The 13,218-nt window shown below is 35.0% G+C and carries 8 protein-coding genes; all 8 read right to left on the reverse strand.

Translation table 11 applies throughout. The features are described 5' to 3' along the window. The coding region (locus Q0W04_RS04590) for a right-handed parallel beta-helix repeat-containing protein (RefSeq protein WP_298500872.1) at nt 1-4,384 on the reverse strand (4,384 nt) is incomplete at its 3' end. Between the two features lie 272 nt (nt 4,385-4,656). Then, nucleotides 4,657-5,637, reverse strand: a complete 981-nt coding sequence (gene bsh, locus Q0W04_RS04595) for a choloylglycine hydrolase (protein WP_298500873.1) — start codon at nt 5,635-5,637, stop codon at nt 4,657-4,659. A gap of 9 nt (nt 5,638-5,646) precedes the next feature. Next, nucleotides 5,647-7,056: a nicotinate phosphoribosyltransferase gene (locus Q0W04_RS04600; RefSeq protein WP_298500874.1), complete on the reverse strand. Its 1,410-nt coding sequence runs from the start codon at nt 7,054-7,056 to the stop codon at nt 5,647-5,649. 75 nt (nt 7,057-7,131) lie between these two features. Next, nucleotides 7,132-7,677: a rubrerythrin gene (gene rbr, locus Q0W04_RS04605; RefSeq protein ID WP_298500875.1), complete on the reverse strand. Its 546-nt coding sequence runs from the start codon at nt 7,675-7,677 to the stop codon at nt 7,132-7,134. A gap of 93 nt (nt 7,678-7,770) precedes the next feature. Beyond that, nucleotides 7,771-8,316 (reverse strand): rubrerythrin, encoded by a 546-nt coding sequence (gene rbr, locus Q0W04_RS04610; protein WP_292808338.1) that lies wholly within the window; start codon nt 8,314-8,316, stop codon nt 7,771-7,773. Nucleotides 8,317-8,409: 93 nt separating this feature from the next. Then, on the reverse strand, nt 8,410-9,234 hold the full coding sequence (locus Q0W04_RS04615) for a DUF4013 domain-containing protein (RefSeq protein ID WP_298500877.1): 825 nt from the start codon (nt 9,232-9,234) through the stop codon (nt 8,410-8,412). Between the two features lie 62 nt (nt 9,235-9,296). Then, a complete protein-coding gene (gene mch / locus Q0W04_RS04620) occupies nt 9,297-10,268 on the reverse strand; it encodes a methenyltetrahydromethanopterin cyclohydrolase (protein WP_298500878.1) in 972 nt (323 codons plus the stop codon). 150 nt (nt 10,269-10,418) lie between these two features. Then, nucleotides 10,419-13,130, reverse strand: coding sequence for an Ig-like domain-containing protein (locus Q0W04_RS04625; protein WP_298500879.1), 2,712 nt, complete (start codon nt 13,128-13,130; stop codon nt 10,419-10,421). Nucleotides 13,131-13,218 lie beyond the last annotated feature (88 nt).

Genomic DNA, 13,218 nt, shown 5'->3' on the forward strand with positions numbered 1-13,218 from the left:
CTTCACCAGAACGACCATAAGTACCAGTTTCAGTACCTAAAGCACGATTATTAGTAAAGTTAGATCCTTCAATAGTACCATTAGTACCATACCAGAACACAGCACCACCATTAGCTTTTGCAGTGTTATTCTCAAATGTAGTGTTTTCAATTTTACCATTGGTTGCACCATTTTCCCATGTGATTGCACCACCGTTAACACCAGCAGAGTTATTCTCAAAGTGGCTGTTTATAAATGAATTGTTATTACAATCTGCACGTCCTGGAACACCACGTAAGTATATTGCACCACCATTGTCAGTACATGTATTGTCTATAAATTCACAATCATCTATTACACCATTTGAACCTGTCCACATGATAGCTCCTCCGTCTCCAGAGTTGCCCATCATACAAGCAACAGTTCCGTTAGCTGCATTGTTTGTGAAATTGGAACCTTTTATGATACCTCCAGTACCAAACCAGAACACAGCACCACCATTAGCACCTGCAGTGTTGTTGGTAAATGTACAATCCAAGATTTGACCGTCAGTTGCACCTTCATGCCAATCGATAGCACCACCGTTTATGGAAGCTGAGTTGTTTTCGAAATTACATCGAGTGAAATCACTGCCATGTGAGCTTTCCAAGTATACCGCTCCTCCGAAACCTTCCATAACTGTGAAATTGGTTACGGAATTACGTGTGAAATTACTGTCATATATCATGGTTACATTACCTGTGATATATACCGCACCACCTTTCAAAGCGGTGTTTTCTTCAAACTTGGAATCTGTAATGTTAACCTTGTTTCCTTCAATGTAAAATGCACCACCACCTATGCTGCTTGTTTGATTTTCAGCATTGGCATGGTTATGTGTGAAATTACTTGAAGTCACGTTAACGTCATGACCTATGATGTAAACCGCTCCACCAGCAGTGGCTGAATTCTTCAATGCATCGGATAGATTGAATTTCAAGTCATGGGTTGCGTTATTGTCTTCAAAGAGAGAATTTTTAATAACACTGTTTGCCCCGTCAATATAACCTGCTCCGCCTTTTATTGCATGATTGTATGTGAAATTGGATTCCTCAAGTACTGTGGATCCGCCTTCAAGGTAGAAAGCACCACCTTTGATAGCTTCATTATCTTCAAATAATGAATTATATATCCAATTGTCTGTACCGTTTACAGCAACTGCACCACCCAATCCACCGTCTTCATATATTCCGACAGCAGTATTGTTAGTGAAAGTGGAGTTGATTATGTTAACGTCATTTCCCTGAATTGCAATACCTCCACCAATGGATGTAAGCTTATTCAATTCATCATTGACTGCAAATCTTAAGTCATGAGTTGCTGTATTGTTGTCAAAGTCACAACCTAAAAATGTAGTATTGAATGCAGTAATGAACACTGCTCCACCGCGAATTGCACTGTTTGATGTGAAATTTGTATAGTTGAGAGCATTTAAAGTACCATTAACATATATTGCACCACCTTTGATAGCTTGATTTGCATCGAAAGTGACATCTACAATTCTTGTATCGTAACCGTTTACTGCAACTGCACCACCAAGACCACCATCAGGATTAACCCCAATAGCATTGTTTTCAGAGAATAATAAATTATCCAATAAGGTGTTGTTACCTACAATATCAATAGCACCACCTTCAGCAGGTACACTATCAAATATAGGATTTAAGTTGTAAGTTAGGTTATGTGTAGCATTATTGTACATGAATTGTGAATTTTCAACAGTTGTGTTAATACCCTTAATATAAGCTGCACCACCTTTAATAGCTCTATTATATGTAAAGTTAGTATTGTTAATAGTGGTATTAGTACCAGTTACATATAGTGCACCACCCATGATAGCTTCATTATCATCAAATATATTATCAGCAATATTTGTGTGATAACCATCAACAGCAATAGCACCACCAAGACCACCATTAGTATCAACACCTATAGCAGCATTATATGTAAAGTTATTATTAGTTATAGTAGAATAATCACCACTAACAGAAATAGCACCACCTATAGTAGGTAAGCTAATTACTGAACTAGCATTAAAAGATAAATTATGTGTTGCATTATTATCATAGAATGTATTACCAGTAATGTTAGTATTAGCACCATTAATGAATATTGAACCACCTTGAACAGCATTATTTGTTGTGAAGTGCATATCCTTTACAGTAGCATTAGCACCATCAATATATATAGCACCACCACTAACTGCTTCATTCAAAGTAAATTGGCCATCATATATTGTAGTATTATCACCTTCTACAGCAATAGCACCACCAAGACCACCATTAATATAAAAACCTGAAGCAATATTTCTTCTGAAAGTATTATTACCTGCCACTGCTACATTATTACCATCGATATAGATAGCGCCACCCATAGTCAAAAGGGTTTCAGCACCAGGTTTAATTGAATCAATATCACGAGTAACAAGGTTGTTATCGAATGTTGAATTAACCACCTCAGTGTTGTGACCTTGAATATAAACAGCTCCACCTTGAATAGCATTGTTTTCTTTTGCAGTGATCTTATCAAGAGTTATATCATTACCATCAATATAAACAGCACCACCTTGAACAGCAGTGTTATTGTACAAGTTTATGTTTGAAGCGTCGATATTGCTACCCTCAATATAAACACCACCTCCTAATGTAGCATCGTTTTGTGTGAAATTAACATTGTCAAAATCTGGATTTTGACCTATGAGGTATAAACCTCCACCCAAACCAGTATTTAGAGAATAATTACCTTCAGCAACATTACTTTCAAATGAAGTATCTTTAATGGATACATCATTACTTTGAATAAACATAGCCCCACCGGAAGTAACTTTAGAAAGATTATCAACAATTCTACTTCCCAAATTATGAGTTGCATTGTTATTTGCAAATGTTGAATTGCCTACAGTTGCAGCATTACCCTCAATATAAACAGCACCACCTTGAATAGCACCATTTTCAACGAATTTTGAATCATAGATTCTCGCATTGGAACCTACAATTTGTATTGCTCCTCCAATAGGTGCGAAATTATTCGTAAGGTTGCAGTTTGTAATGTTTGCAAAGTCACCTTGAATAAATATAGCTCCACCGTAGTCACTTTCAGCAAAGTTATTTTCAAATCTAGAGTCTACAACTACAGTGTTATCAGCCCTTTCCGTATCAACTGTATGAATATCCATCGCTCCACCAAATTTTTCAGCACTGTTATTGATGAATGTACAATTTTCAATGTAGTTATTTGGTCCAATAAAAGCAATAGCACCACCACCCCCACTTCTATCAGGTTTCATGACATTAGGTCCATAAGCTTGATTGCCTATGAAAGTTGTGTTATAAACTTTCATTGTACCCTTGTGACATTCAATACCTGCACCATATGATGCAGAGTTATTTTCAATGTGATTGTTGGATATAATAACATTTTCTGCATTTACACAATAAGCTGCACCGTGTACTGCATTTGTGTTATTGATAAAAGTATTATTGTCAAAAACAGCACCCACAGAGCTAACTTTAAAACATAATCCTAAAGAATTTGAATTAGCATTTGGGTCAAGACTAATAGTTCCCTTATTGTGTTTGAATAAATTATTATTAGCTTTGAAATTAGTGATTGTGCTTGAAATACATACTATAACTGAAGCAGTATTATAGTAGAATTCGCAATTTTCAATAATAGCTCCGCTTCCACTTTTATCATAATTTATAATATATGACTTCTGATAAACAGTGTTGTTTTCAAAAGTACAATTATAAAATGAAACCGCTCCATTACAAGCAATCAAATGCCCCCTTCCAGGTGGATTCCCAGTAGTTACAGAAGACTCAAAATAATGATTTGCAAAATTAACTCCAGTAATTTTAGTATTATCAACAAATGTAATTCTAGACTTAGTAGGATGAGTTATAATTCCAGAAAAGTCAAGTGTAGCCTTTGCAGTATCAGTAGTAGAGCTACCTCCATAAATATTAATACCTGGACGTACAGTAAAGTAAACAAAATCACCAGAATATGTCCAACCATTTAGGAAAACATTATCTCCCGGCATTAGAGTCGTATTAATGAGTAGATCTCTCAACGCTTTCATAGTATTAGTAGATGGAGTCCAATCCTTACCTAAAACATCATCCTCATTGGAAACACCTAAAACATTACTTTTAGAGCTTACGCTAATATTGTTTTTAATACCTGCAGAGTCATTCAACTCATTATTTACTTGATTATCATCATCAATTTGAACATTAACAGTATTAACATGATTTGTTTGTGTTAAATTAAAGTCATTATCCGATTCAAGCGCACAAGACGCCTGAATAGTAAATATAAGAATAACTATAGCCATTATCACGATTAACTTTTTGCCTTTCATTTTGCGTTTTCACCCCCTGGTCCAGTCAATTAATAAAAATCAAATAATCTTAAGGCAATTAAAAGATTATTCTTTAATATTTATGTTTGTTGAAATATAAATAGTTTCTTGATTTTCAGACAAATAATACCAAAATAGAATAAATATTGATTTTAAAATGATTTTTTGATAAGAAATATGTAAAAAATGTGTAAAAATATTGAACAATTTACATATTCATATAAAAAAGTGGAAAAATATACTACAAAAAGGCAAAAAAATAAAAAAAAAGTTTAATTAATGAAATTGATTTGCTCTTCATTAATTAATAAATAGTTGATTAAATCTGTTGAATCCAAATCCTCATTTGCCAAGCTGACTGCAGTGATTTGGGAATTCAAATATGTCCTGTAATATAAAATTCCATCCTGTGTATTATAACACGAAGTATAGATAGTATATTCATACAAATTAGGATCTGAGATAAATGTACATCCGTTCTGCTGCTCAACTGAGCCCAAAATATGGAAAAATTGACCAACACTGCTTTTTTCATCACTGCCAGAATAGGAATTTGCACGAGTGAATGCTACCTTTGCAAACCTTGAAGATGATGACAAGTCTCCGGGAAGACCTAATCCACCCATACCTCTGGAATATTCATCCAAATCAAAATCGCCTCCAAAAGTGTTTTCAGGATTTTTATTGGATAAGTTTCTGTAGTTATTTAAAGTAAATAACTGCTTATCAAAAGGAGGATTATTGGTCATTACTCCTACAGGATTATCATATACTTTTAATCCATCCTCCATTGGTTCAACAACGATAGATTCACCATTATTATCTGAAAGCATCCAATGAAGTGGAGATAAAGGCAGCTCATCAGCAAAGTTAATATTAACCAAATTGATTTCTTCAAGTAATTTTTTAGCTTCAGATACTGAAGAAGCAGAGCCAAGTATATATGGAATAAATTCAAAAGGAGTGATATTAATCATACCATCTTCATATTCACGATAGACTGCATTTCCTGCAAAGTTAAGACCAGCCATGGCCAATCCGTTTTCATTGCAAGCATCATAATACAATGGATATCCATCAATGCCAGCAGCAATACCAATTATGGCATAATGGGTTTTGATATCATCTATTTTTCTGTATTTAAATTCATAATTTCTTGGAGTTATAGTAACTCTCTCATTATATGAAATTTCATAGTCAAAGTTACGTCCAAAATAATGTTTTTCAGTTATGTAATTACTTGCTGTACACATATTATCACCTCATAAGAAATTTGAGTAGTTAAATGCCCTTTGTTTTATATTCTCAAATTTATCATCAATTAATAATTCCCCATTTCTGAATACAGTCTGCAGATAATCTTCACCTTCACTATCGATAGAAACTGTTTTAAAGGAATTATCTTTTTTAATTAACTTGAATCTACCGGTTTTTGATTTTTTACTTGAATCAAGTGGGTTTTTAAAGATATCATGCCATTCGCCATCCCTCCGTTGAGCTGAACATTTGAATGCATTTCTTTGAGTATCCCTATTTACGGCAGTGTGGAGTCCTCCGCCCATGCCGAAAATAATGTTCTGTGCAGCCCATCCGTTGGATTTCATTGCAAACAGGATATCACGGATTTTTTGATAGTTGAGACCATCTCCCCACAAAAGACCGATGTTCAAGTCAAATACCTTGTATCCTTTATCGGTTAGATGACATCCGAAACCTTCTGAAAGCAGATTTAAACAGTCAATAGTGGTTGAAACCGGTTCCCCACTATCCGGCCTAAACACTACTTTATTTCCTTCAACATCCAAAAAGCTTAAGATGGCATCATTCAATTCACTGCCTGACCTTCCGGCTTCAGTCAGGAAGTTTCTGTAGTTGTATGAATCAATGACCATGGATAAAACTCCATCATTTGCCTTGTCAATGACATTGAGTATTTGTGACATTTCACCTTCAGGACCTAATGAGGTCATTACACTATGTTCTGTAGCCTGAACTGAAAATCCGTATACGTTTGAGTCATTGTAGTAGTTTTCAGGTATTGTCAATGCAGGAATTGTGTCTGTTCCAGAAAAACTGAGAAGATGAGCTGAACCGGAAAGCATTGATGATTCGGTAGATGAAGATCCCCTATATCCGAAGTCATGGAGCATGAAATCCAAGTTTTCTTTAGATGAACCTGTCACTTCCAGATAAAAGTTGGAAAGTTTTCTAACCTCTGCAGACAGTGTAGCAACGGTTGATGGATACCAAACCTGCAGGAGCAGAGATTCCAGGTAGTTCGGCAGCCAGTATGATTTTTTATCAGTATTTTCTACAGTCATTAATACATTACTAACATCGACCGGTGTTCCTTCAGGTACGGCCTTTATTTCAATCGGGAGTTTTCCGTCATGTTCATCCAGAATATATTCCCAGCCTGCTCTGTTGAATATACCTTCGCCTAAATGAGCAGCCATAAGCTTGTCTGCTTCATCTATCTTTTCTTCTGTTACAATTTGACCTTCCAAATACTTTTTAATTATATATTGCAACCCATAAAAGATAGTCTTGTTAAATTCAGCACCCACCCTACTTTCAAGGTAAGAATAAATCTTTTCTGTGCCTTCAGGATAAAAATAGTGATGAGTTACCTTGTAACTATCTGTCAATAAGCAAATGTTGTTTTCAATCATAATATCCCTTATATATTAGTTAGTACCAGGATATTAATATAAATTATCAAAAAAAAAAGAAAAATAGAAAAAAGATTAGATATAACTAGTATCTTGTTTTCTAAAGTGTGCCTGTGGGTGGTCACATAACGGACATACTTCCGGAGCGTCTGTTCCGTAATGGATGTATCCACAGTTGTTGCATTTCCATGCGATTTCTTCATCTTTCTTAAAGACTTTACCTGCGTTGATTTTGTCGGTCAATGCATTGTATCTGTCTTCGTGTGCTTTTTCGGTAGCACCTGCTGCATCGAAGAGGTCTGCAATATCATCAAAGCCTTCTTCACGTGCAGTTTCTGCAAATCCTTTATACATTGAAGTCCATTCTTCATGTTCACCTGCTGCTGCATCTGCAAGGTTGGTTAAAGTGTCAGGCACTTTACCGTCATGTAACAATTTGAACCAAATTTTGGCATGTTCCTTTTCGTTGTCGGATGATTCTTGGAAGATCTCTTTGATTTCCACATATCCGTCCTTTTTAGCTTGAGAAGCGTAAAATTCGTATTTTACACGTGCTTGAGATTCACCAGCAAGTGCTGCTTTTAAGTTTTCTTCAGTTTTTGAGCCTTTTAAATCTGCCATTTAAATCAACCTCTAGATTAAAATTTAATAATCCCATATATAAATATTTGGTGATTAGCCGGTAACTAAAAAAAAGAAAAAGAAAGAATGAGCTTATTTAAAGTTAGTAGCTCTTTCTTCGAAGTGTGCTTTTGGAAGTCCGCATACAGGACATTTTTCAGGAGCATTAGGTCCTGAGAATACAAATCCGCAGTTTTCACATTTCCATTCAATGTCTGCTTCTTTGTTGAATACTGCATCGTTTTCAACGTTTGCAAGTAATGTTCTGTATCTTTCTTCATGTTCTTTTTCGATTGCTCCTACTTTTTCAAACAGGAATGCAATCATTGGGAAACCTTCTTCTTTAGCGGTTTCTGCAAATTCCTTATACATTGAAGTCCATTCTTCGTTTTCACCGTCTGCTGCTGCATTTAGGTTAGCTATTGTGTCTGGAATATCTTCATCGTGTAAAAGTTTAAACCAGATTTTAGCGTGTTCCCTTTCGTTTTTGGAAGTTTCCATGAAAATGTCATGGATTTGAACATATCCTTCTTCTTTTGCTTTTGCAGCAAAGTATTGGTATTTAGTATGTGCTTGGGACTCACCAGCAAAAGCTGCTTGTAAGTTTGCTTCAGTTTTTGTACCTTTTAAATCAGTCATAATATACATCTCCAATAATATTATTATATCTATTATCGTTTAAAAATATTTTGAACAAAAAAATAGTAAAAGGAAAAATAAGATTACTTTTCCTTATGCAATATGTGAATATAACAATCCGGTAGCCCTATTGGAAGCAAACACCATGTAAGGAGTTAAAATGATATTTATAAAGCTTAATAATGGTATATATTGACCAATAAGGGATACAATTAAATTGACAACCAGAATAATGATAAACACTGCAACAACAGTTGCAACAACCTTTCCGATTCCAATTCTTGATATGTCTTTAGCAGCCTCCAAAATGTTTAATGATTCTGATAAACTGTCAGTCTTTGCCAATCTTGCAGTTGCCATAATCGCAATAAATGAGAAAATGATAAAGAATATGGCTGAAATAAGAAGAGTAATTGAAAGAGAACCAAATAAACCTGACACCACATCGGCAGGAACGGGATTTGTAGCATTATTTAGCATAACGCCCCCATTGGTGTTAGTTATACTTATATATTCGCTGAACTTTAAAATATGAGCAGGCACATTGGTTATAAATGCAACAATTAAAGCAATTACTGCCGGAATAATATAACATACGATAGATACGACGACTGATTTAATACCGCTTATAAAGTCGTTTTTCAAATCAAAGTCAGGAGCCAGTTCATCAAAAGTTATACCTGTTTTAATAACGTCAATCTGATAACCTGATAGGATAAATCCAACTAATAATGCAACAATAAACGCAATGAAAGACAATATAGCGAACATAGAATTATTGGCAAAATATATTTTTGAAAGAGCTGCTCCTCCAATCAACAATCCTATTACAAATGTAATGACTATATATATTGCAAGTGCTTTTATATTATTAGCCGGAAATTTAAAAGAATCTTTAATAATTTCTGAAATTTCCATTTAAACACCTTTAAAAAATTAATCTAAAATAATAAAGAAAAAAAGAAAGAATAGATGAAAATCTATTCATCTACACCAAAGGATTTTTTGAGTAAATCAGCGTTTACAAATCCTTCTTTGTAAATTTTACCAGTAGTTAAATCATTGATGACTACTTCTGCAGGAGCAAACATTCCTTTGTCGATTTGGTAGAAGTCAAATCCTGCTTCTTTGAATACATCGAAGAATGGTTTACCATATCCGTCAGCAGCTGAAGATGGTAATTGAGCAGCCACATCAGCGATGTCATCTCCTTCTTCAGATTCCACATAGTAGTATGTTCTTCCGCCGAAGAGTACTGCATCGTTGGTTTTACCCATAGCTTTAAGGCCATCAGGGTCAACAGGTGCGATAGGAGCAATACCTGCAGCATGTTTAACTTTGGTTACGTCGAATTTAATAAATTCTAACATTTTGTAGGTTCCGTTTTCCACAACTCTTCCGGAAATTTGAATAGATCCGACTAAAGAGGATGTAGGAGCTACAAGCAAGTATACGTTTTTAACGTCAACTTTACATTCATCAGCAATGTATTGTGCTACATCTTCGCCAGGCAATACATCAGCTTCCAATGTTAAAATTGCTAAATCAGCTTCAGTGTCTTCGTAATCAATTTCTTCATAAGTTTCTGCTGGCTTTAAAGCAATTGCTCTAGCAGGTCCTGAACCTAATGCAAAGAAGTCGCCTACAGATACAGACCAACCTGCTTTTTGAGAACCTAATGTTGAAATAGAAGGTGAATCAGTTTTAATCTTTACTGAAGGAAGTGCGAATTTTTCAGATAAATCTCCAGGAATTGAAATTCCAACATCAGCAAGTCCACCAAGACAAACTTTGGTATAAAGTTCTCCAGCTTTGAAACTTCCATCTACATTAACACCACAGTCTAAAACTGTAGCGCCATTTCCTAAAGTTTCTACAGCGATGTTTAATTCATCTGCTTTTTCAATCATTACATCTACGGTTTTTTTAGCTTCTATGTTTACACTTACCATAGTTTAACCTCATATCAAATTCTAACTTATAACTTTTAAGTTACTGGTTAAAAATTTATATTTATTATTATATAAAAGTGACTAAATGAATTTGAAAAAAAAGTTGAAATAAACAGAACTAAAAAAGAATAAATAAGAGGATTGAACCCCTTATCTGTAAACAGTTATTTTTACAGTTTTACTGGCTGATTTGAAGTTTGAATTACCTGCAAATTTAATATTTCCACTGAAAGCGCCTCTTTTGGTTAGCTTAACTGTAAATGTCGCAACACCTTTTGAATTGGTTTTTGCTGAGTATGATTTACCGTTGAGCTTTAAGGTGAGTTTTGTGTTTTTCATAACTTTACCCTTATTGTCCTTTAAAGTTGCAGTAACCTTTTTTGCATTTAATCTTAGTTTAAATGATTTATTCGGAGCAGTTAATTTAGCAGTGGCCTTTGAAACAACTATTTTTACTTTCACAGAGGACTTTAAGTAACTGCCGTCGCCCTTGAAATTTACACTAAATTCATAGGTTTTTACAGCCAGATTTATGGCCAGTTTGACCTGTCCGTTTTTGTCTGTTTTCATGTTGTAGTTTTTCCCGGCCAATTTAAATGAAACATATTTTCCGGCCACAACCTTATTGCCGGCATCCTTAAGAGTGATTACAAGGTTTTTGCCTGAGTTATAAACAGCATTCACTTTAGGAGCTATTAGTTTTGTAGTGCTTTTGCTTACGACAATTTTAGAGCTTGCAGCAGATCCGATTAAGTTTTCATCACCTGAGAAATTAAACAATGCCTTATATTCGCCAACTCCAAGATTAAGGGGAAGTGAAACCTGACCGTTAATGTCAGTAGTTCTATTATAATCAGCACCATTCAAACTGATAAGAATTTTCCTATTTGCCAAAGCGGAATCATTTAACGATAACCTGACAGTCAGCTGTCTGGACTGTCCATAATACATTGAAATGTCATCTGCAAGCAGTTTTGTCTCTGCCTTTTTTACTGTAATTTTGGCAGTCACATTTGAAGCAAGATATCCGGGCAAGCCTTCAAAGGCAATTTCTGCACTATAGTTTCCGGCATCAAGATCTAGCTGCAATAAAGCAATTCCATTTTCATCAGTATTTCTCACATATGTCTTGCCGTCCAATCTGATGATTACTTCCCTATTGGCCAAATTGCTTCCAGTTTCATCTTTAAGATTGATTTTCAAATTATCTGATGCCTTATAAACTCTAATTACATCGTCTGATATGATTTCAGTTTCACAGCCAACATTGACAATGAATGTATTGGAATAGACATCTCCAATGTATTTTCCATCACTGTCCCAATATCTGCCGTCATATTTAATGGATACATCATGGTAACCTTTTGCTGAAAAGGAAACCTTTTTTGAAACCTCTCCTGTTTGCATGGAAAACATCTCAAATGGACCGTCATCAACTGAAATATACAGGAAATTGAATGGAGCAGGCGTTGCTGTAATGTTAATGAACACGTCAGATCCTATCTTGGCGGATTTTGTAACATTAACGCTAACGTTTTTGCTGTTTTCAACCACATAGACTTCACGAACTACAGGATAATTTCCACCAGGATAGTCAAATTCCAGATAATATTTATTTAAACCGACCTTATCACTTGAAAGGTTAACTGATGCTGTTGCAAACTGATTTGCCGGTCTTTTGAATATTTCATCGCTTGCCAGGAGATTTCCCTTAACGTCACCTGTGAAATCGTATACGTTGAAATCTCCCCAAACCCAATCATGGGTAAGCATTGAAATGGAAAACTCTTCACCAACACTAACATAACTAGGGCAGTTTATATCAGGAAGAACTGTTACTGTTCCTGTTGCAGTCAATGTCCCGAAATCATCCCCTTCATATGTTACGGTTATGACATTTTCACCCAAATGATTTAGGTTCCATGAGGTTATATTATGGGTTGCAAAGCCTTTGGAATATGTTACTGTCTGATTTTTAACATCATTATAACTGATTGACAATCTTCCTGTCGCTTCACGAGGCAGATAGATGTGAACTACATTGTCTGCAGGCAATGTCAGATAATACAAATCAAATCCAATTTCTAGCTTCGGATTGGTTGTAGGCTCAAATTCAGCCACCTGCACTGTTTCTTGGCTCAAAGTTTTAGTTAAACCATTTTCTTCAAATGTAATTTTTACATCATATCTTCCATAACCTTCAAAGAGATCAGACGGTGAAATGTATCTTGATTTGTTGCTGCAATCGGCAATGGATTCAAAATTTCCATTTGTTAGTGTGAAATTTAATTTTCGAGAGCCGTTTACAAGAATTTCCAAGGTTCCGGTGTTGAAGTGATTAGAATCTATTACGATGAAACTTGGAGATTTCCAATACTCCTCTTCACAATAATAAGGATTCTGCAACCAGATATCAAAGTCATCCTTCTGCTTTAATGTTACCTGAGAGTTTAAAAGTGTTTTGTCAGCCTCATTGACTTTGATATTATATGTTCCGAAGTCCAATCCCAGATCTGCCGGATAAATGTTTGCGTAATATTTATTGTATGTTCCCCCATATCCGTCATCCTCTTTTGAAAAATATCCGTCGGTTACACTCAGATTTTGCTTTACAACATCATCTACAAGTATTTTTAAAGTGGTGTTGTCATTTGAATATGAGGAGATGTAAATCAGCTCCTGAGAGGACCAGTCCACCTTATCCTGTGTGTAGTTTTCCTTAACGGTAATGTAAAAGTCATTATCCCAATAGGAGCCTTCTTTTAAAACATTCACGTCTGTTAGATTATCCGAAGCGCTAACGGCTCCGAGTGATAAAATAGCCAAAATTAAGCCAATAAATAAAAAGTGTCTGAATTTCAAAATAATAACCCCAATTATCTTAAATATAATTGTAGTTATGTATCTTGTAATAATTAAATGAGGTAAAGCTTTTGCTTTACTCAAAGCG

This window comes from uncultured Methanobrevibacter sp. (genome assembly GCF_947170395.1).
Lineage (GTDB): Archaea > Methanobacteriota > Methanobacteria > Methanobacteriales > Methanobacteriaceae > Methanocatella.